The 19,315-nt window shown below is 65.7% G+C and carries 19 protein-coding genes and 1 tRNA gene; 16 read left to right on the forward strand and 4 right to left on the reverse strand.

What is annotated here, in order from left to right:
* Positions 1-39: 39 nt before the first annotated feature.
* Complete coding sequence (locus tag OE856_RS04560) at positions 40-471, reverse strand: Lrp/AsnC family transcriptional regulator (protein WP_263715167.1); 432 nt, start codon at positions 469-471, stop codon at positions 40-42.
* Between the two features lie 125 nt (positions 472-596).
* Here OE856_RS04560 and OE856_RS04565 point away from each other — a divergent pair, with 125 nt between their 5' ends.
* Together OE856_RS04565 and OE856_RS04570 are read left to right on the forward strand one after the other, a co-directional pair.
* On the forward strand, positions 597-1,739 hold the full coding sequence (locus tag OE856_RS04565; protein ID WP_263714876.1) for a type III PLP-dependent enzyme: 1,143 nt from the start codon (positions 597-599) through the stop codon (positions 1,737-1,739).
* Positions 1,740-1,845: 106 nt separating this feature from the next.
* On the forward strand, positions 1,846-2,952 hold the full coding sequence (locus tag OE856_RS04570) for a DUF2235 domain-containing protein (RefSeq protein ID WP_263714877.1): 1,107 nt from the start codon (positions 1,846-1,848) through the stop codon (positions 2,950-2,952).
* On the opposite strand, the gene metF is transcribed toward OE856_RS04570, so the two are convergent.
* On the reverse strand, positions 2,904-3,770 hold the full coding sequence (metF, locus tag OE856_RS04575) for a methylenetetrahydrofolate reductase [NAD(P)H] (RefSeq protein ID WP_263715168.1): 867 nt from the start codon (positions 3,768-3,770) through the stop codon (positions 2,904-2,906). The genes OE856_RS04570 and metF overlap by 49 nt on opposite strands.
* Before the next feature lie 108 nt (positions 3,771-3,878).
* Here metF and OE856_RS04580 point away from each other — a divergent pair, with 108 nt between their 5' ends.
* The gene (locus OE856_RS04580) at positions 3,879-4,784 is read left to right on the forward strand and encodes a LysR family transcriptional regulator (RefSeq protein ID WP_263714878.1); all 906 of its coding nucleotides are present in this window, start codon (positions 3,879-3,881) and stop codon (positions 4,782-4,784) included.
* A gap of 2 nt (positions 4,785-4,786) precedes the next feature.
* Here the strand turns inward: OE856_RS04580 and OE856_RS04585 are convergent, their stop codons facing one another.
* Positions 4,787-5,596, reverse strand: coding sequence for a hypothetical protein (locus tag OE856_RS04585; protein ID WP_263714879.1), 810 nt, complete (start codon positions 5,594-5,596; stop codon positions 4,787-4,789).
* 142 nt (positions 5,597-5,738) lie between these two features.
* Here OE856_RS04585 and OE856_RS04590 point away from each other — a divergent pair, with 142 nt between their 5' ends.
* The gene (locus OE856_RS04590; protein ID WP_263714880.1) at positions 5,739-6,527 is read left to right on the forward strand and encodes an inositol monophosphatase family protein; all 789 of its coding nucleotides are present in this window, start codon (positions 5,739-5,741) and stop codon (positions 6,525-6,527) included.
* An 18-nt stretch (positions 6,528-6,545) separates the two neighbouring features.
* Here OE856_RS04590 and OE856_RS04595 read toward each other — a convergent pair whose 3' ends face one another.
* Positions 6,546-7,286, reverse strand: coding sequence for a rhomboid family intramembrane serine protease (locus OE856_RS04595; RefSeq protein WP_263715169.1), 741 nt, complete (start codon positions 7,284-7,286; stop codon positions 6,546-6,548).
* Between the two features lie 99 nt (positions 7,287-7,385).
* On the opposite strand from OE856_RS04595, the gene OE856_RS04600 reads away from it, so the two are divergent.
* The 12 genes from OE856_RS04600 (at position 7,386) to OE856_RS04655 (ending at position 19,298) form a co-directional block, all read left to right on the forward strand.
* Positions 7,386-7,946, forward strand: coding sequence for a tetratricopeptide repeat protein (locus tag OE856_RS04600; RefSeq protein ID WP_263714881.1), 561 nt, complete (start codon positions 7,386-7,388; stop codon positions 7,944-7,946).
* Between the two features lie 49 nt (positions 7,947-7,995).
* Positions 7,996-8,081, forward strand: a tRNA-Leu gene (locus tag OE856_RS04605).
* A gap of 163 nt (positions 8,082-8,244) precedes the next feature.
* Positions 8,245-9,003, forward strand: a complete 759-nt coding sequence (locus tag OE856_RS04610) for a transglutaminase-like domain-containing protein (protein WP_263714882.1) — start codon at positions 8,245-8,247, stop codon at positions 9,001-9,003.
* Between the two features lie 230 nt (positions 9,004-9,233).
* Complete coding sequence (locus tag OE856_RS04615; protein WP_263714883.1) at positions 9,234-10,376, forward strand: hypothetical protein; 1,143 nt, start codon at positions 9,234-9,236, stop codon at positions 10,374-10,376.
* Position 10,377: 1 nt separating this feature from the next.
* A complete protein-coding gene (locus OE856_RS04620) occupies positions 10,378-10,740 on the forward strand; it encodes an iron-sulfur cluster assembly scaffold protein (protein ID WP_263714884.1) in 363 nt (120 codons plus the stop codon).
* Positions 10,737-11,903 (forward strand): cysteine desulfurase family protein, encoded by a 1,167-nt coding sequence (locus OE856_RS04625; RefSeq protein ID WP_263714885.1) that lies wholly within the window; start codon positions 10,737-10,739, stop codon positions 11,901-11,903. The genes OE856_RS04620 and OE856_RS04625 overlap by 4 nt, the downstream gene beginning before the upstream one ends.
* The gene (locus OE856_RS04630; RefSeq protein ID WP_263714886.1) at positions 11,903-13,573 is read left to right on the forward strand and encodes a fatty acyl-AMP ligase; all 1,671 of its coding nucleotides are present in this window, start codon (positions 11,903-11,905) and stop codon (positions 13,571-13,573) included. The genes OE856_RS04625 and OE856_RS04630 overlap by 1 nt, the downstream gene beginning before the upstream one ends.
* On the forward strand, positions 13,566-13,841 hold the full coding sequence (locus OE856_RS04635; RefSeq protein WP_263714887.1) for an acyl carrier protein: 276 nt from the start codon (positions 13,566-13,568) through the stop codon (positions 13,839-13,841). Before OE856_RS04630 ends, OE856_RS04635 begins: the two co-directional genes overlap by 8 nt.
* 1 nt (position 13,842) lies before the next feature.
* Complete coding sequence (locus tag OE856_RS04640; protein WP_263714888.1) at positions 13,843-14,976, forward strand: flavin-containing monooxygenase; 1,134 nt, start codon at positions 13,843-13,845, stop codon at positions 14,974-14,976.
* A complete protein-coding gene (locus tag OE856_RS04645) occupies positions 14,969-17,317 on the forward strand; it encodes an efflux RND transporter permease subunit (protein ID WP_263714889.1) in 2,349 nt (782 codons plus the stop codon). Before OE856_RS04640 ends, OE856_RS04645 begins: the two co-directional genes overlap by 8 nt.
* Positions 17,317-18,123 carry an outer membrane lipoprotein-sorting protein gene (locus OE856_RS04650; protein WP_263714890.1) on the forward strand — a complete coding sequence of 269 codons (807 nt, stop codon included), beginning with the start codon at positions 17,317-17,319 and terminating at the stop codon, positions 18,121-18,123. The genes OE856_RS04645 and OE856_RS04650 overlap by 1 nt, the downstream gene beginning before the upstream one ends.
* Entirely contained in the window at positions 18,120-19,298 is a 1,179-nt protein-coding gene (locus OE856_RS04655; RefSeq protein ID WP_263714891.1) for a hypothetical protein, read from the forward strand. The genes OE856_RS04650 and OE856_RS04655 overlap by 4 nt, the downstream gene beginning before the upstream one ends.
* Positions 19,299-19,315: the final 17 nt, after the last annotated feature.

A 19,315-nucleotide genomic window follows, 5' to 3' on the forward strand; every position in this document is an offset into this window, starting at 1 on the left:
AAGGGCGGCCAAGGGGCCTGTTTGCGGTGATTTGCGGGCTTACACAGACCGGTCGATCTTGGTTTTGAGGTGGATCAGGCTTTCCGACGACTTGATACCCGGGATCTGCCCGACCTTGTCCAGCACCGCATCCAGCGCGGCGGTGTTGTCGGTGCTCACCTCCAGCAGCAGGTCAAAGCGCCCGCTGGTGGTATGGGCGACCTCGATCGCGGGCAGGGCATTGAGGCGCGCCATGATCGCCGCCTGGGCGCGCGGCTCGATCACCAACAGCACGGTTGCACGGATCCGGCCGCGGGTGATCGCATCACCCAGTTTCAGCGTGTAGCCAGCAATCACGCCGGTGCTTTCCAGCCGCTCCAGCCGCGCCTGCACGGTTGACCGCGCCAGTTTGATCCGCCGGGCCATGGTGGCCACGGACATGCGCGCATCCGAGGCCAAAAGGGCCAAAATATTTCTGTCGATCTCATCCATGTCGAAATGCCGGTTGTTTCGTCGAAATGCCATGTCTCTGCGACGATATAACACATTTGACTAATGATTTCGCCACATTTCTGGGTCACGCTGATAGAAAGCAACGTCAAAACAGAGGCAGCAGCATGGGACGTGCGCAACATATCTGGACCTGTCCCGCCGAGCATCTAACCCGCACGCGGCCCGATCACCCGGTCGTTTATGTCGCCCCCGCGCGGTTGCAGGCGGCGGCGCGGCAATTCATCGACGGTTTTCCGGGCCAAGTGACCTATGCGGTCAAGGCCAACCCGGCCGAGATCGTCCTGGCGAACCTGGCCGCCGCAGGCATCGCCGCGTTCGACGTGGCCTCGCCATCCGAGATGGCGCTGGTGCGCGGCATCGCGCCGGGCTCGGCCATGCATTACAACAACCCCGTGCGCTCGAACGCCGAGATCGTGCAGGCCGTGACCATGGGCGTGACCTCCTACGCGGTCGATTCCGACAGCGAGCTGGACAAGCTGATCGACCTGGTGCCCGCCGGCGCCGAGGTCTCGGTGCGGTTCAAGCTGCCGGTCGCGGGCGCGGCCTATGATTTCGGGTCGAAATTTGGCTTGCCGCCCAGCCGCGCCGCGGCCCTGTTGCGCCGGGCGTCGCAGGCGGGGTTCCGGCTGGCGATGACCTTTCACCCCGGCACGCAATGCACCGACCCCGGCGCCTGGGCAACCTATATCCATGCCGCCGCCCGCATCGCGCGCGAGGCGGGCCTGCCATTGGCGCGGCTCAATGTGGGCGGGGGCTTTCCCTCGCACCGCCTGGCGACCGAGCCGCCGCGCCTGACCGAGATTTTCCAGGCCATCTCTGACGCCACCAACGCCGCCTTTGGCCAGAACGCGCCGCGCCTCTTGTGCGAGCCGGGCCGGGCGCTTGTGGCCGAGGGCTTTACCCTTGCGGCCCGCGTCAAGGCGATCCGCGATGGCCGCGACGTGTTCCTCAATGACGGCATCTATGGCGGGCTGGCCGAGGTGCCGGTGATGGGCCTGACCGACCGGATCACCGTGCTGGACCCGCGCGGCCGCGTGCGCCTGGGCGCGCCCGTGCCGCGCCCGGTCTTCGGCCCGACCTGCGACAGCCTTGACCGGCTGGCCGACGGGCTGGCCCTGCCGCAGGATCTGGAGGAAGGCGATTACGTTCTGTTTCATGGGCTGGGGGCCTATTCCACCGCAACGGCGACCCGTTTCAACGGCTATGGTGCGCTGAAACAAGAGGTTGTGATGACCCAGCGCGGCTAAGGGCTGGACTTGCAACCCGCAGCCATTACCTTGAGGTCAAGGACGGGCGTCGCGGCGGCACATTTCACGAGGCGGCCGAGGTGCGACCGCCCCGAGGAGGAGGCCAATGCGCGTATTCGACCGTGTTCTGCACTGGTTGCGCCGGCGAGAGACCCACGAGGCCCACAGCCCCGTCACGGGCCGCCGCGCGGTGACGCATGTGGTCATTCTGGATGGCACGCTGTCCTCGCTTGAACCAGGCGACGAAACCAATGCCGGCATCACCTACAAACTGCTGCGCGAAGCGGCCAATTCGCACCTGTCGCTGTATTACGAAGCCGGCATCCAGTGGGATGAATGGCGCGACAGCATGGACGTGTTGCTGGGGCGCGGCATCAACCGGCAGATCCGCCGCGCCTATGGCTATCTGGCCTCGCGCTATCACGAGGGTGACCGGATCATCCTCATGGGCTATTCGCGCGGCGCGTTTGCGGTGCGCTCGCTGGCAGGGGTGCTTGACCGGGTGGGCCTGCTACAGGCCACGCACGCGACCGAACGCAACGTGCAGCAGGCCTATCGCCATTACGAATCCGGCGCCGCGACCGAGGCCGCGCGCGCATTTCAGCGCGCCTTTTGCCACGAACGGATCGAGGTCGAGATGGTCGGCGTCTGGGATACGGTCAAGGCGCTGGGCCTGCGACTGCCGCTTTTGTGGCGTCTGACAGAGCCGCGCTATGCCTTTCACAACCACGAGCTGGGCAAGGTTGTGCGCCACGGCTTTCAGGCGCTGGCACTGGATGAAACGCGCGAGGTGTTTCACCCGATCCTGTGGCGCTGCCCCGAGGGCCATGCCATGGGCCGCCGGGTCGAACAGGTCTGGTTCCGCGGCTGCCACGGCGATGTGGGCGGACAGCTCAGCGGCTTTGAAGAGGCGCGGCCCCTGTCGAACATTCCGCTGGTCTGGATGCTGCGGCGGCTGGAAAGCTGCGACGTGGCACTGCCGCCCGACTGGCTGTCACGTTTTCCCTGCGATGCGAACGCGCCCTCGGTCGGCAGTCTGCGCGGCTGGGGCAAGCTGTTCCTGATCCGTCACAAGCGGATCGTGGGGCGGGACCCGTCTGAATCGATCCACCCCACCGCGCTTAGCCGGCCGCACCCGGCCAGCCTGCCGATATACGAGCCCGGTTACGCCACCTGTTCCAGCGACGGATCCGAGGTCACACCCAGCGCGTGACAGATGTCGCGCGTCAGATGCGGCTTGTTCAGCGTGTAGAAATGAATGTCCTCGACACCGCCGTCGATCAGCTCGCTGCACAGCTCGGTCGCCAGCGAGGTCGACAACAGCTCTTCGCGCCCGTCACGCTTGGCGGCCTCAAAGGCCTCGTCCAGCCAGGCCGGAACCGGGGTGCCGCAGCGCGCGGCGAATTTCTTGACGCCGTTCCAGTTCTCGATCGGCAGGATGCCCGGAATGATCGGCGCATCGATACCAGCCTTTTCGCATTTGTCGCGGAACCGGAAAAAGGTTTCGGCCTCGAAAAAGAACTGGGTGATCGCCGAGGTCGCACCGGCGTCGATCTTGCGTTTCAGCCAGGCCACATCGGCATCGCCGCTGGCGGCCTCGGGATGCGGGTCGGGGTAGGCGCCGACGCGGATCTTGAACTTGCCGGTATCGGCCAGCGCCTCGATCAGCTCGACCGAGTTGGCAAACCCGTTGGGATGGGCGGTGAAATGGCCCTGGCCCTTGGGCGGATCGCCGCGCAGGGCGACGATTTCGGTCACGCCGGCCTCGGCATAGGCGTTGACGATCTCCATCGTTTCCTCGCGCGAGGCGTCGACACAGGTCAGGTGCGCGGCGACGTTCAGGCCGTAATTCTTGTGGATCGTGGTCACGGCGTCATGGGTCAGCTTGCGGGTGGTGCCGCCCGCGCCATAGGTCACCGAGACAAAGCCGGGGTGCAGCGGCGCCAGGGTGCGCACGGTGTCCCACAGGCGGAACGAAGCCTCCAGCGACTGCGGCGGGAAGAATTCGAAGGAAACGCGGGGGGCGCTGATGCTGGTCATGGGATTCTCTTGCGGGCTGTCTGATTTTGGCTCTTGTCGCATAAGGTCCGGTGTGAAACAAATTCATAATTCTCAAGATCAATATGAATCTGGCACAAGATGCATCTCGAACTTCGCCACCTCCGCACCATCCGCGCCATCCACGAGGCCGGCGGCCTGGCCCGCGCGGCGGACCTGTTGAACATGACGCAATCGGCCCTGTCGCATCAGGTCAAGGGCCTGGAGGAACAGGTCGGGATGGAGCTGTTCGTGAGGCGCTCAAAGCCGCTGAAACTGTCGGCGGCGGGGATGAAACTGCTGCGCCTGGCCGAGCGTGTCCTGCCCGAGATCGCCGCCACCGAAGAAGAGTTCCGCGCCCTGCACGAGGGCAAGTCGGGCCGGCTGCATATCGCGATGGAATGCCACGCCTGTTTCGACTGGCTGCTGCCGGTGCTGCGCGATTTCCGCAAGACATGGCCCGAGATTGACGTGGATATCCGGGCCGGGCTGTCCTTTGGGGCGCTGCCCGCGTTGGTGCGCGAAGAGGTCGACCTGGTGATCTCGTCCGACCCCGAGGATATCGACGGGGTGACCTTCCTGCCGCTCTTTGACTACGCCCCCGCGTTTATCGCCGCGAAATCGCACCCTCTGGCGCAAAAGCCGTTCATCGAGGCCGAGGACCTGCGCGACCAGCTGCTGTTTACCTATCCGATGGATCGTTCGCGGCTGGACGTGTTCAAGGAACTGCTGACCCCCGCCCGGGTCGAGCCGCGCGCGGTGCGCCAGGTCGAACTGACCGCCGTGATCCTGATGCTGGTGGCGTCGGGCAGGGGGGTGGCGGTGCTGCCCGACTGGGTGGTCCGGCAAGAGGGCGCGGGCGAAGACCTGGTCGCTCTGCCGCTGACCGAAACGGGCGTGACGCGCCGCATGTATGCCGCCGTGCGCGACGAGGATACCGCCAAGCCCTTTATGGCGCATTTCATCCGCCAGGCCCGCACCCAGCCGGTCAAGCTGCAACGCGGCTAGGGTTATCCCTCTTTCAGCACGATCGTCACATCGTGGATCTGCACGATGCTGACCGTGTCATGGGTGCCGGCGCTGTTGGTGGTCAGGTTCCAGCCGATATCCATCAGCGCCAGAAACGCGTCTGATCGCAGGGTGTCGGTGCAATCGGCGGGCGGGTGGTCGATCTTCAGCTGTGCCTCAAGGCCCTCGTTCTTGGTCTCCATCACATCGGTCTGCTGATCGGGCAGCTTGCCCTGATACCAGACATTGGCCTTTTCCTCATCGGGGTTGGTGTCGGTCGTGACCGTCCAGCCGTTCATGTCGACCGTCAGCTTGACGCTGACCTGCGCATCCGCGTCGCCCTGTTCGCGCCGCACGCGCTCGGCCTCGTCGCGGGTTTCCTTCTCGATCCGGGCCTTGTCGATATCGGTGGTTTTCAGGTTGGTGACCGGGATCTTGATCTGGGCGTTGCCCTGGCTGTTCGACTTTTCCATGATCTTCTTGAGAATATCCGCCGAAGCCTGGCCGATACTGGCCGCCGCCGCCATCTGCCCGCCCAGATTGGTGCCCAGGGCCGCGATACCGGCCGGGACATGCTCGACCAGCAGGTCGATCACCTGGCCCAGGGTGGCGCCCTGCGACACGGCGATGACCGCGTCCAGCGTGATGGTCACGGTGATCTCTTTGGCGTCACGGTTTTCCGGCACCACTGTCAAGCGGCTGCCGACGCGGCCCGTCACCAGGTCGATCGTGTCGCCGTCGCGAATGTCGGGCACGATCTTCTTGAACAGGTTCAGGTTCTCTTGAATGATGTCCTGCTTGGTGATTTTCATCGCTATCCCCCCGGTTGCGGCTGGCTGATGCGGATATCGTAGCACATTTGCGCCGGTTTCGCGCATATCCGGCCTGCGTGCGCCAAGGCTTGGCAAGCGGCCCACATCGGCGTATACGCGCGGCCTGACAAAGGAGCCCCCGATGCAAGGCAGCGCAAATCTCAACATCATGATCAAGGCGGCACGCAAGGCCGGTCGCAGCCTGGTCAAGGACTTTCGCGAAGTTGAAAACCTTCAGGTGTCGATGAAGGGGGCGGGCGATTTCGTCAGCCGCGCTGATATTGCTGCGGAAAAGATCATCCGCGACGAACTGACCGAGGCCCGCCCCAACTATGGCTGGCTGGGCGAGGAAAGCGCCGAGGTCGCGGGCGCCGACCCGACCCGCCGCTGGATCGTCGATCCGCTGGATGGCACCACCAACTTCCTGCACGGCCTGCCGCATTGGGCCGTGTCCATCGCGCTGGAACATAAGGGCGAGATCGTCTCGGCCGTGGTGTTCGACGCCGCCAAGGACGAGATGTTCTGGGCCGAAAAAGGCGCGGGCGCCTGGATGAACGACACTCGCCTGCGCGTGTCGGGCCGCAACCGCATGGTCGAGGCGCTGTTCGCCACCGGCGTGCCCTTCGGCACCCGCCGTGATCTGCCCGCCACCTTGCAGGATCTGGCCCGCCTGATGCCGCAATGCGCCGGTGTGCGCCGCTGGGGCGCCGCGTCGCTGGATCTGGCCTATGTGGCCGCCGGCCGCTACGACGGTTTCTGGGAACGCTCGCTCAATGCCTGGGATCTGGCCGCGGGCCTGCTGCTGGTGCGCGAGGCCGGTGGCCTGGTCGAGCCGATCAACAAGGCTGGTGACATCCTGGACGACGGCGAGGTCATCGCCGCGAACGAGCCGATCTTTGACGCCTTTGCCAAGGTCGTGCGTAACGTTTAATCGCGGGTCGGCGGCGCACTATTTGCGCCTGCGCACCACCGGAATCTTGCTGCGCTGATATTTCGCCTCGGGATGGGGCGGCAGGCCATGCGTGCGGTTCCAATATCCTGCGCCGCCGCGCCGCAGCCAGACCGGCAGCATCAGCGCCAGCCCCGCCACGAACCCGCCCGCATGTGCCCAATAGGCCACCCCGCCCATATCCGCGGGGGTGGCGGCACCGCTGACCACCTGCATGCCGAACCACAGCCCCAGCATCACCCAGGCGGGCACGGTGAATACCCTGAAAAAGATGATGAATATGAACAGGATATCGACCTTGGCCCGCGGGAACATCAACAGATAACCCCCCATCACCCCGGCAATGGCACCCGAGGCCCCCACCATCGGAATGATCGACGACGGGTCGGCCATGTATTGCGCCAGCCCCGCCGCGATTCCGCCCGCCAGGTAGAACAGCAGATAGCGGACATGGCCCAGCACATCCTCGAGGTTGTCGCCGAAGATCCACAGGAACAGCATGTTGCCGCCCAGATGCATCAGCCCGCCATGCAGGAACATCGAGGTCATGAACCCGTGCAGCATATCGCCCTGTGACACTGCCGCCGGGATCAGCGCCCAGTCGTAGAAAAACGCCTGCAAGGCGCGCTCGTTCTCGAACAGCGGCCAGTATGAGGCGAACACCACGATATTCATCGCGATCAGCGCCCAGGTGACATAGGGGCGGCGGTTCGAGGGGTTGTGATCGCGAAACGGAAACATGAGCTTCACGCTACCTCGTGCGCGTCCGGCGTCAAGCACGCACGCCTTGCTGGCACGATTGTGAGTTGACCCATGCGCGGGGTGTGGCACCCTAGAAATATGCGTTGTCTTGCGATCATCCCCGCGCTGCTGGCCCTTGCCGCGCCCGCGCTTGCCGAAACCTGCCCGCCGGCGCCGGACCTTGAACCGCGCAAATCCGAACTGCTGGCCGCCGTGCGCGCCGCCGAAACCGAACTGGACGCGCGCCTGCTGACCAACGAGATGTGGGAGCTATGGACAACCGCCCCAGACGCCACCGCGCAGGAATGGCTGGATACCGGGATCGAACGCCGCGCGGCCTATGATTTCGAAGGCGCGGTCAACGCTTTTGACGCGCTGATCGACTACTGCCCCGACTATGCCGAGGGCTATAACCAGCGCGCCTTCGTCAATTTCATCCGCCAGGATTACCAGACCTCTCTCGACGATCTCGAGCGCGCGCTGGAACTGTCGCCCGACCACTATGCCGCCCTGACCGGGAAGGCGATGGCCCTTTACGTGCTGGGCGATCAGCCTACAGCCTTTACGGTGCTGCGCCGGGCGCTGGACATGAACCCCTGGCTGCCCGAACGCCACATGCTGCCACCCGAGATGCAGCCGCAATCGGGCAAGGATCTTTAGCCCGCTTTACACCGCCCTCTGATTGCCTATTGTCGCCCCACCACAACGGGCCCGCGTGGTGGAATGGTAGACACAGGAGACTTAAAATCTCCAGGCCGCAAGGCCGTGCCGGTTCGAGCCCGGCCGCGGGTACCACGACCTTGTTCCCTCAAGAACAGCATCCACCCACAAACCCCTTAATTCGAAACGATTTTCTTTGATCTGCCCGATGCTTTTCCCGGGCCGGATACACATATCTGATGGAGGCCGCGGTCGCCCCGGCCCAGCCGTGTTTCCAGTGATTTCAAGGAGTTCCACATTGACCGACGATCCGTTTCGCGCGCCGACACCCCTGCTTGATTTCGAGGCGGGCTCGGTCGCCGATCTTGTTGTCGCACGCGGCTGGCGCGATCTGCCGCGCGCGGACCGGATCGGCGCGATCTATGATTTTGTGAGGGACGAGATCGCGTTCGGCTATAACCGCGCCGATAACATTCCGGCTTCGGCGGTGCTGGCCGATGGCTATGGGCAATGCAACACCAAGGGCACGTTGCTGATGGCGCTGTTTCGGGCCGCGGGTATCCGGTGTCGGTTGCACGGGTTCACGATCCACAAGGCCTTGCAACGCGGTGTGGTGCCCGAACTGATCTATCCGCTGGTTCCCGCCGAGATCCTGCATTCCTGGGTCGAGGTTGACCATGATGGCGCCTGGATCAGCCTCGAGGGATTCATTCTGGACGCGCCGTTCCTGAAGGTGCTGCAACACAGCTTTGCCGGGCAGGACAGCCTGTGCGGATACGGGGCCGGAACCGATTGCCTGAGCGCGCCCCCGGTCGCGTGGCAGGGGGGCGATACCTACATCCAGAAAACCGGGATCACGCGGGATCTGGGTGTGTTCGACAGCCCCGATGCCTTTTACGCGGAGCATTCGCAGCAGGTCGGACAACTGCGCGACTGGTTGTACCGCTCGGTCATCCGGCACTGGATGAATGCACGGGTCCGGGCGCTGCGCACGGGTAGGTTGCAAGCGCGCGCCGGGGCGACACATGCACACGGCACGGCCCCCGGCAACGGTTAGGCGCTGGCGTATTGCGTCACCCGGCGTGCGCCCCACGCCGCGCCAAGCCGGAAACAGCCCGGTTTCTGGGCAGAAAAGCTTATATCCTTTGAAATAGCGGCATAAACGAAAGGCATACCCTGCCTCGATCCGTTACAGAAACGTGATCATTGGCTCTCCACAGTCTGGTTGAACGTGCTACCCCCGCATTAACCACGAATTTCAACCTTAACGTGTCGAGTGGATGATTGATGACTGATAACCTGAGTGACCTGCAGACCGGGCTGGGCCTGATCAAGATGGCGAATGGCGCTGTCTCCAAACTCTTTCAGCTGCCGCCCGAAGACCTGGCCGCGCTGCAATTCGAGATGATCAAGCGCAGCTTTCGCTATCATTTCGACAATAACGAATTCTACCAAGACGTGGCCCGCTGTGCCGATTTCACCCCGGATCAGCTGAACACCGAGGCGGACCTGCTGCGCCTGCCGCTGATCCCGGTCTCGGCTTACAAGGGCGCCGACAGTCACCGCCTGCTGACCGTTCCCCTGACCGAGGTCGAGCACGAGATGCGCTCGACCGGAACCTCGGGCGTGCCCAGTGTCGCCCGCCGCTGTCGCGACACGGTCGACGGGGGCGTGCTCAGCGTCTTTGGCATGTATCGTGAATTCCTGGGTATCTCGAAAGGGGCGGGCCTGTATCTGTGCCCCTCGACCGAGGAAATCCCGGAAATGGGCATGATCAAGGCCCTGAACATGTTGGCCGGCCTGCTGGACACGCACCGGTTCATGGTGCGCAACGAACAGATGGTGCCCGAAGATGCGGTGGCGCAGCTGCGCGACTGGGACAGCTTTACCCGCCACATCATCGGCCCGCCCTTCCTGATTCACCGTTTCATCTCCTACCTCAAGGCCACCAACACCCGGATCCAGCTGGATCCGGGCAGCCAGATCATCACCCTGGGCGGCTGGAAACGCTTTACCGGGGCGATGATCTCGCGGGTCGAGTTCAACCAGGAATGCCGCGAATGGCTGGGGGTCGAGCCCCGCAACATCCGCGACATCTATGCGCTGGTCGAATCCAATATCGTTGCGATCGAAGACGAGCACGGCATCAAGCACGTGACGCCGACGGCCCGCATCTCGGTGCGCGACCCCGAGAACCTGGGCCAGGAAGTGCCGATGGGCAAACCCGGCCAGTTGGCGATCTACGACCCCACGAACTTTACCGTGCCCGGCTTTCTGCTGACCGAGGACATCGTCACCCTGGAACCGCGCCGCGAGGGCGACCCCCGCGCCGGCCAGCGCATGAAATACCTCATGCGCGCCCCCACCTCGTCCGAGTTTGGCTGCTGCGCGGTCAACCTGGAAAAGAAAATGGACAGCGAGCCCGCCTGAGATGTTCAGTGACCTGATTGTGGATAACTTCACCTCTCCGACCCATGCCGGAGAGATCGACGCCCCTGTGCTGGTGCTCGAGAACAAGGACCCCGTGTGCGGCGACCAGATCCGCATCGGGCTGGCGGTCGAGAACGGGCAGATCACCTCTGCCCGGTTCCGGGCCTGGGGCTGCGCCACCTCGATGGCGACGGCAAATATCCTGTGCAAATGGCTGGAAGGGCGGGGCGTGCAGGACTGTGCCGAGGCCAGCGCCGAAGAGATCTCGGCGCTGCTCGGGCAGCTCAGCCCCGAACAGCGGCACTGTCAGCACATCGCCCAGAACCTGGTCCGGCAACTGGCCGCGCAGGAGGCCTGGCCATGACGCTGAAGGGCTATTTCGACTACAACGCCACGACGCCGCTGAGCGACGCCGTCAAGGCAGAGATGCGCCACGCGATGGAGGTTTTCGCCAACCCCTCGGCCGCCTACCCGGCGGCGGGGCCTGCGCGTGCGCTGCTGGCCCAGGCGCGGCAGAACGTGGCCGATCTGATCGACGCCGCGCCCGAACAGATCTTTTTCACCTCGTGCGGCACCGAGGGCAACAACTGGGCCCTTCAGGCCAGCTGTGCGGGCGCGCCGGGCGAGGCGGCGATCGTGACCACGGCAATCGAGCATGACGCCACGCTGGCGGCGGCGCGCGCATTGGGCCAGTCTCAGGGCCGGCCGGTTCATGTCGCCCTGCCGCAATCCGACGGGATCGTCCGCGCCGATGCCGTCGCGCGCGCCTCTGCGGGTCCGGTCGCGGTCTATTCAGTGATGCTGGCCAACAACGAAACCGGCGCCATCCAGCCCGTGGCCGAGATCGCCGAGATCGCCCGCGACCGCGCGGTGCCCTTGCATGTCGATGCGGTGCAGGCGGTCGGCAAGATGCCGGTTTCGGTGCGTGCGCTGGGATGCGATTGCCTGTCGCTTTCGGGGCACAAGTTTCACGGGCCCAAGGGGGTAGGGGCCATGTATGTCCGCGACCCCGGCACCTTTGCCCCGATGATGATCGGGGGCGGCCAGGAACGCGGCCTGCGCCCCGGCACCGAGAACCTGATCGGCATCGCCGGTCTCAGCGCAGCCGCCGCCGAGGCCCGCGCCCTCATGGACCCCAACGCCGCCCGCAACCGCGAGAACCGCAAGCGGATACTGGACGGGCTGCGCCGGCAGGGCGTCGCCTTTTCGATCAACGGGCCGGCGGATGATGCCCGGATTCTGCCCAACACGCTGAACCTGTCGTTTGACGGGCTGCGCGCCGAGGCGCTGGCCATGCGCCTGGCGCATCTTCAGGGCATCGCGGTGTCGCTGGGCAGTGCCTGCAGCACCAACAAGGACCGCCGCCATTCGCATGTGCTGGTCGCCATGGGCCTGCCCGAGGCACGGTTGGTCTCGGCGCTGCGCATCAGTTTCGGCCGCTACACAAGCCAAGCCGATATCGACGCTCTGGTGCGGGCGCTTGCCGATGGCGTGGCGCATCTCAGACAGTTGTCCGGAGCCGCGTGATGATCCGCTTGCCCTTCGATACCTTGGCCCGGGCATTGCAGGCCCATGCCGCCCGCGCGCCCGAACAGCTGGTCTTTCGGCGCAAGGGGTTTCGCAACAAGCCCGACGAGATGCTGACCTTTTCTGACCTGCATCAGGGCGCGCAGCGCATTGCCGCCGCGCTTGATGCCGAGGGCACCGTCGAGGGCGATCGGGTCGTGCTGGCCTATCCGACCGGGAATGACTTTATCCTGGCCTTTCTGGGGTGCCTGCTGGCGCGTCGTATCCCGGTGCCTGTCAACCTGGGCAAGGATGCCCGCAGCGCAGGCCGCATCCGCACGGTTGCGCAAGACTGTGACGCGGCGCTGCTGCTGTGCCCCGATCCGGCCGCCCCGGCCGTGGCCTCGGCCCAGCTGCCCGGCGGCTGTCGCCCGCTGGCGCATGACCGGCTGGCGGGAGGCGTCTACACGCCCCGGCCCATCGACCCCGACGATATCGCGTTCCTGCAATATACCAGCGGCTCGACCGGTGACCCCAAGGGGGTGATCGTCACGCATCGCAGCCTGGCGACCAATCTGCACCAGATTGCCAGCGTGGTGCCCGCGGATCTGACCCGGATCGTCAGCTGGCTGCCGCAATTCCACGACATGGGCCTGATCGGCACGGTTCTGACCCCGATCTATGCCGGCTGGGAATGCACCTATTTCTCGCCCATGGAATTTGTGCAGCGGCCGATGCGCTGGTTGCAAGTCATCACCGAAACCCGCGCCCACGGGGCCGTTGCCCCGAATTTCGGCTTTTCCTACGTGCTCGAGCGGATGAAAGAGGGCGAGGCCGAGGGGCTGGATCTGTCGTCGTTGGGCATCCTGATGTCGGGCTCTGAGCCTATCAGCGTCAGCGTGATGGACAGGTTCCTGTCCACCTTCGCGCCGACGGGCCTGCGCGCCAGCGCCCTGGCGCCCAGCTATGGGCTGGCCGAGGCCACGTTGCTGGTGTCGGCCCTGCGCCCCGGCCTTGAGCCGTCGGTGCAGGATGTCTCGCTGGCCGGGCTAGAGCGCGATCAGGTCGTCGCGCCCGGTTCCGACCGCGACCGGCGGCGGGTGATGGGCTGTGGCCAGCTGGCCGACGACATGACCCTGCAAATCGCCGCCCCGGCACCCGGCGGCGTGGGCGAGATCGTCATCGACGGCCCGAATGTCAGCCCCGGCTACTGGGGGCGCAGGCCGCGCAAGGCCGGGTTCGCCACCGGGGATCTGGGCTTTGTCATGGACGGCCAGGTCTACATCACCGGCCGGATCAAGGACCTGATCGTGATCCGCGGGCGCAACCTGTACCCGACCGATATCGAGGCCATCAGCCAGGCCGCGACGCCCGGAGCGGGCGCCAATTCGGCCGCTGCGATCGGGTTGACCGGCGCCGAGGCGCGCGAAAGCTTTGTCGTCGTTCAGGAACTCTCGGCCAGCCAGCTGGGCCAGGCCGACCCCGACGCGCTGCGCCGCGCGATTGCCCAGTCGATCTGTGACGAGATCGACCTGCTGCCCGACACCGTCATCCTGGTGCGCAGCAATGCACTGCCCCGCACCACCAGCGGCAAGGTCGCGCGCTCGGCGGCGCGGCAGGCGCTGCTGGACCACAGCCTGCGTGATCATTTCAACCCAACCCTGTTCGAGAAAGGCCCCTGTCTTGCCTGATAGCATTTCGTTCGACGCGCTTGTCGACATCCTGTCCGCGCTGGTCGCCCAGGCTGCCCGCAAAACCTCTGGCACCCCGGCCGAGACCATCGATCCCGACGCGTCGCTGACCTCGTTCGGGCTGGATTCGATGGCCATGGTCGAGCTGGTCTCGGCGCTTGAGGAACAGCTGGATCGCGAGCTCGAGCCAGAGCTGGCCTTCAACTATCCGACCATCAATGCGCTGGCCCGCCACCTGTCGGCCCAGCCGGCCACGGTCGAGGCCTGACATGTCGGGCATTCTCGATTGCATCATCATCGGCGCCGGCCAGGCCGGGCTGATTTCCGCGCGGCTGGCCGAGAAATACGGCCTGTCCTGCGTGATCCTGGAAAAAGGCGCGCAGGCGGGCGCCGAATGGGCCGCCCGCCCGCCCGGGCTGCGGCTGTTCACCACCCGGCGCATCTCGGCGCTGCGCGGGCTTGAGCTGAGCGAAGGGCCGCAAGACGGCTATCCCGACTGCGCCGAGATGGCGCGCTACTTTGCCGGCTATGCCCGGCATTTCGACCTGCCGGTGCGCACCGGCGCCGATGTCACCGGGCTGAGCCGGCGGGGCGATCTCTTTGAGGTGGCGTTGCGCGACGGCGAGATCCTGCGCGCGCGCACGGTCATTCTGGCCAACGGATCGAACCAGATGCCGCATGTTCCGGCAGAGCTGGCCGCCGGGCTGGACGCGCGCATCGCCCAATCGGATGCGCGCGATTACTGGCGCGACATGCCGCCCGCCGATGCCCGCGTTCTGGTGGTTGGTGATGGCGCAAGCGGCCGTCAGGTGGCGCGCGAGCTGGCCGAGCGGGGCTGTAGGGTGCATTTGTCCGGCCGCAACCGGCGCCTGGCGCCCGAGGAAATCCTGGGCCGCAACCTGTTCTTCTGGCTGATGCGGCTGGGCCTGTTGCGGGCCGACAAATCCACCCTGCGCGCGCGGCTTGTGGCGCGGCTGAACCCGGTGCCGGCCAAGTTTTCCCTGGCTGACAAGGTGTTGCGCAAGGCCGGGGTCGAGATCGTGCCCGAAACCGTAGCGATGCGCAGTGCCGCGCCTGCCTGCCTGCAGGCCGATTTCGCCGATGACAGCCATGCCGATTTCGACCAGGTGATCTGGGCCGTCGGCTATCGCGAGAACAGCCCCTTCAACAGCTTTGCCGCCGGCAAGGACGAGCGCTGGTATACCCAGGGGCGCGGCCAAACCGAGGTGCCGGGCCTTTATGTGGTGGGCCGGGTCTGGCTCAGCTGCCGGGCATCCGAGCTGGTGCTGGGGGCCGAGGCCGATGCCAAGCGAGTGATCCTGGCGGCTCAACAGCATGTGCGGGGCGCCCGGCAGGGGGCCGAACGGGCCCCGTTGCCTCTGACCGGAGAAACCCATGCCTGAGCGCGAAACCCTTTGCCTGTCGCAGGTCGTCGTCACACGCCCGCGCACGATCCTGGCCGCGGTTCTGGGCTTTCTGGCGCTGGTGCTTGTCGGGCTCAGCTTCATCTCGATGAGCCCCGACCTGCGCGTGTTCTTCGACGACACAAACCCCGACAAGATCGCGCTGGACAGCTTTGAGGATCAGTTCGTCCGCGAGGATAGCGGCATCCTGGCGCTGGTGCCGAATTCGGGGCAGGTCTTTACCCCCGAAACGCTGCGGGCGCTGGCCGATACGGTCGACCGGGCCTGGTATCTGCCCTATGTGCGCCGGGTCGATGCGCTGACGACCTTTCAGGATTCCCGCGCCGAGGGCGATGCGGTCATCGTTGCCGATCTGATCCCGCCCGACCTCGCGCTTGACACTGCCACCTTGCAGGCGCTGCAACAACGCGCCCTTGCGCGCCCCGAGATCGTCGGCAGCCTGCTGGACCCGCAGGCCAGCGCGACGCAGGTGCGGGTGCTGTTCTCGTTGCCCGGTATTGATCTGCGCAACGAGGCCCCCGAGGCCTATCTGGCCATGCGCGCGCTCGAAGAGGACATCGAGGCCGCCCATCCCGGCGTGGATGTGCTGGTGTCGGGCACGGTGGCGATGAATGCCAGCTTTACCCTGGCGGCCCGACAAGACCTCAAGACCCTGCTGCCGCTGATGGTGATCGTCACCGTGGCGGTGCTGGGTCTCAGCCTGCGATCCGGCCGCGCGGCCGCCATCGCGCTGGCAACGGCGCTGGTCTCGGCGCTGGCGGGGATCTCGGCGCTGTGCTGGGCCGGAGTGGCGCTGAACACCGCGACGGTGATGTCGCCGCTGATCGTGCTGACGCTGTCGATCGCGGGGGTGACCCATGTGCTGTCGGCCATCGGGCGCGAGCGCGGCTATGGCCGCGATTTGCCCCTGACCACGCGGCAGGACCGCGTGCGCGCGGCGCTGGAGCACGTCGCCCCCGCCGTCACCATGTCGCTGATCACCACGATCCTGGGCTTTCTCGCGCTCAACTTCTCGATCTCCCCGCCGTTCCGCCAGCTTGGCAATGCGGTTGCCTCGGGCCTGCTGGTCAGCCTGGTGCTGATGCTGGTCTTTGTTCCCGCGCTCTGCGTGGTCTGGCCGCCGCGTCTGCAACCGGCCAGGGCCAGCTCGGCGGCGCTTGAGCGGATGACGGGTTTCGTGCTGTCGCGCCGGGTACCGGTGCTGGTTCTGTCCGCGCTGCTGGTTGCCGGTGCCTCATCGGGGATTGCGAAGCTGGTGTTCGAGGACGATTTCGTCGCCTATTTCGATGACAGCTTTGCCTTTCGCCGCGATACCGATGCGATCGAGGACAGGCTGACCGGCCTGCGCACGCTGGAATACCCGTTCCAGTCGGGCCGTCCCGACGGTGCCTATGACCCCGCCTTTCTGGCGCAGACCGCCGCCTTCGTGTCCTGGGCGCAGGGCCATCACAAGGTTGTGGCGGTCCAAAGTGCAACCGACACGCTGCAGCAGCTGTCGATGAACATGAATGGCGACGATCCCTCTGCCTATCGGCTGCCCGAGGATGCCCAAAGCGCGGCCCAGTACATGCTGCTTTACGAGATGTCGCTGGGCTATGGCATGGACCTGGCCGACCGGGTGTCGCTGGACAAAAGCGCGCTGCGGGTCACGGTGGTCTTGCGCAACGTGACCACCGCCGACACCCGCGCCTTCGAAGCCGAGGCCGCGCAATGGATAGGGGCCAACGCGCCCCTGCTGCGGGCCCAGCCCACGGGCATCGCCCATGTCTTTACGCTGATCGCCTTTCGCGATGCCAAGGCCATGGTGCTGGGCACGTTCGCGGCGTTGGTCCTGGTCTCGGCGGCGATGGTGTTCACCGTGCGCAGCGCGCGGCTGGGGATGATCAGCCTGGTGCCCAACCTGCTGCCCGCGGCCATGGCCTTTGGCCTGTGGGGCATGCTCAGCGGTCAGGTCACGCTGGCGATCTCGGTCGTGTCGGCCATGACCTTTGGCATCGTGGTCGATGACACGATCCATATGCTGCTGGCCTTCAACCGCCTGTACCGCAGCGGCGTCGAGCGCGACCGCGCCATTCGCGGCGCGATCGCGCGGGTGGGCCGGCCGATGGTCGTGACCTCGGTCGGGCTGATCGCGGGGTTCGGGGTGATGTCCCTGTCGGGCTTTGCGCTGAACAGCGACATGGCGCGCCTGACCGGCGTGACCGTCGCCATCGCGCTGGCCGCCGATCTGTTCCTGCTGCCGGTCATCCTGTCGCTGGCCCTGCCGCGGTTCCACCGCCGGGCAGAGCTGCAAGAAAACCCTGAAATGGAGCCCGTCTGATGATCCTTCGCATGTTTCGCCACCTTTCGGGCGCCCTGGCCCTGGCCGTCGTGACATGGTCGCCCCTGCCGGGCCTGGCGCAGAATGCCGAGCGTGGTCTTGAGGTCATGGTCGAGCAGGACCGTCGCGATGCCGGCTGGAAGACGGTCAAAGTGGCCGGCACGATGATCCTCATCGACAAGGCCGGCCGGCAGGTGTCGCGCAGTTTCGACCTGGTTCGGGTCGAACGCGCCAACAGCGGTGACGGCGACCTGTCGCGCATGTCCTTTGCCTCGCCCGCCGACGTGAAGGGCACGGTCCTGCTGACCCATGGCAAGATCGAACCCGCTGACGACAACCAGTGGCTGTTCCTGCCCGCCGACCGCCGCGTGCGCCGGATCTCGTCGGCCAACCGGTCGGGCAAGTTCCTGTCCTCGGAATTTTCCTTCGAGGACATGGGCGGGTCGGAAGTGCCCGACAACACCTATGAATGGCTGCGGCAAGAGGCCTGTCCGGGAAATCAGGGCCTGACCTGCAACGTGGTGGCCTCGGTGCCGCGCAACCCGAAATCGGGCTATTCGCAGCGCATCGTCTGGATCGACACACAGGAATACCGGCCGTTCCAGACCGATTTCTACAACCGCCGTGGCAAACTGGAAAAGCGTCTGACCTATTCGGGTTACAAGAATTACGGCGGTCACTGGCGCCCGGCCCGGCTGGAGATGTCGAACCTGCAGACCGGCAAACGCACCATGCTGGAATGGTCGGATTTCCGCTTTGGGGTCGATGTCGGGGCGGCGGTGATGTCGCCTCAGGGCCTGCAATGATGCGACGGATCGCCCGAACGGGGCTGCTGGCCGCCGCGATGCTGGCGGGGGCTGGCGGCGGTCAGGCGGCCGAGCTGAACACCTCGGTCGGGATGCAGGCCTATGCGTTCAGCGATGATCCCGCCTTTGCCGGGCAGTCGGCGCATGAGATGCGCGTGCTGGCCGACCTTTGGGGCAATGTGGATCTGGCGCCGGGGCTTCAGTTCCGGTTCGATGCCAACCTGACCCTTGGCGAGCACAGCTTTGCGCGGATCGACGAGGCCACGCTGCGCTACGACTATGGCACCGGCAGTCTGCGGCTGGGCGCCGATCAGCACCCCTGGGCGCGCACCGAGTTCGCGCGCTTGTCGAACGTGCTGAACCCTCGTGATTTCCGGGCCGATTACGAAGGCGACACCCTGATCGGAACGCCGATGCTGCAATGGAGCACCTTGGCCGGCACGGGCACCATCGACGTCATCGCGACCGGCTGGGCGTCGGGCAATGCCTATCGCCAGCCGGAACAGCGGCTGCGCCCGTCGCCGGACCTGATCGGCGGCACGGTCTGGGAACGTCCCCGCGCAACGCCCGGCCTTGCACTGCGATACGAGAACAGTTTCGACGCGGTCGATCTGGGGGTTTACCTGCGCCGGGGGCCGTCCTACGAGGCCGCGCTGGTGCCCGTGCCGTCGGGCGTGGCCCCGTATTATCCGTGGGTCGCGCAGGCGGGGCTGGATATGCAGGTGACCACCGGCGCGCTGATCGGCAAGCTCGAGCTGCGCCACACCACCAACCAGCCGACGCGCGCGGGTGGCCGCCAGGATGGATGGGCCGCGGCCCTGGGCGCGGAATACACGTTCTTTGGTGTCGCGGGCAGCGATGGCGACATGATGCTGTTCGCGGAATACGCCTGGGACCAGCGCGGGCGGGACGCCTGGCAGATCTGGCAGGATGACCTTGTGCTGGGTGCCCGCTGGTCGGCCAACACCATCGCCAACACCCGCCTGTCGGCGGGGCTGCAGCTTGATCTCGACTATGACACTCGCGCGCTGCGCCTGCGGCTGGAACATCGGCTGGCCGACGGGCTGACGGCCGATCTGTCCGTGCTGCACTGGCTTGAATCCGATCCCGCCGATCTGGTGCGCGACCTGCGCAAGGACAGTCACCTGCAGATTACCATCATGCGCGATTTTTAGCCCATAATACATCCCTG

Origin of the sequence: Actibacterium sp. XHP0104 (assembly GCF_025751515.1) — a bacterium.
Classification (GTDB): Bacteria; Pseudomonadota; Alphaproteobacteria; order Rhodobacterales; family Rhodobacteraceae; genus Actibacterium_D.

Coding starts and splice junctions, on each gene's coding strand:
- OE856_RS04650 (WP_263714890.1), top strand. CDS start 17,317: ATGATCCTTCGCATGTTTCGCCACCTTTCGGGCGCCCTGGCCCTGGCC.
- OE856_RS04580 (WP_263714878.1), top strand. CDS start 3,879: ATGCATCTCGAACTTCGCCACCTCCGCACCATCCGCGCCATCCACGAG.
- OE856_RS04590 (WP_263714880.1), top strand. CDS start 5,739: ATGCAAGGCAGCGCAAATCTCAACATCATGATCAAGGCGGCACGCAAG.
- OE856_RS04600 (WP_263714881.1), top strand. CDS start 7,386: ATGCGTTGTCTTGCGATCATCCCCGCGCTGCTGGCCCTTGCCGCGCCC.
- OE856_RS04640 (WP_263714888.1), top strand. CDS start 13,843: ATGTCGGGCATTCTCGATTGCATCATCATCGGCGCCGGCCAGGCCGGG.
- OE856_RS04620 (WP_263714884.1), top strand. CDS start 10,378: ATGTTCAGTGACCTGATTGTGGATAACTTCACCTCTCCGACCCATGCC.
- OE856_RS04585 (WP_263714879.1), bottom strand. CDS start 5,596: ATGAAAATCACCAAGCAGGACATCATTCAAGAGAACCTGAACCTGTTC.
- OE856_RS04645 (WP_263714889.1), top strand. CDS start 14,969: ATGCCTGAGCGCGAAACCCTTTGCCTGTCGCAGGTCGTCGTCACACGC.
- OE856_RS04655 (WP_263714891.1), top strand. CDS start 18,120: ATGATGCGACGGATCGCCCGAACGGGGCTGCTGGCCGCCGCGATGCTG.
- OE856_RS04560 (WP_263715167.1), bottom strand. CDS start 471: ATGGATGAGATCGACAGAAATATTTTGGCCCTTTTGGCCTCGGATGCG.
- OE856_RS04630 (WP_263714886.1), top strand. CDS start 11,903: ATGATCCGCTTGCCCTTCGATACCTTGGCCCGGGCATTGCAGGCCCAT.
- OE856_RS04570 (WP_263714877.1), top strand. CDS start 1,846: ATGCGCGTATTCGACCGTGTTCTGCACTGGTTGCGCCGGCGAGAGACC.
- OE856_RS04615 (WP_263714883.1), top strand. CDS start 9,234: ATGACTGATAACCTGAGTGACCTGCAGACCGGGCTGGGCCTGATCAAG.
- OE856_RS04595 (WP_263715169.1), bottom strand. CDS start 7,286: ATGTTTCCGTTTCGCGATCACAACCCCTCGAACCGCCGCCCCTATGTC.
- OE856_RS04565 (WP_263714876.1), top strand. CDS start 597: ATGGGACGTGCGCAACATATCTGGACCTGTCCCGCCGAGCATCTAACC.
- OE856_RS04625 (WP_263714885.1), top strand. CDS start 10,737: ATGACGCTGAAGGGCTATTTCGACTACAACGCCACGACGCCGCTGAGC.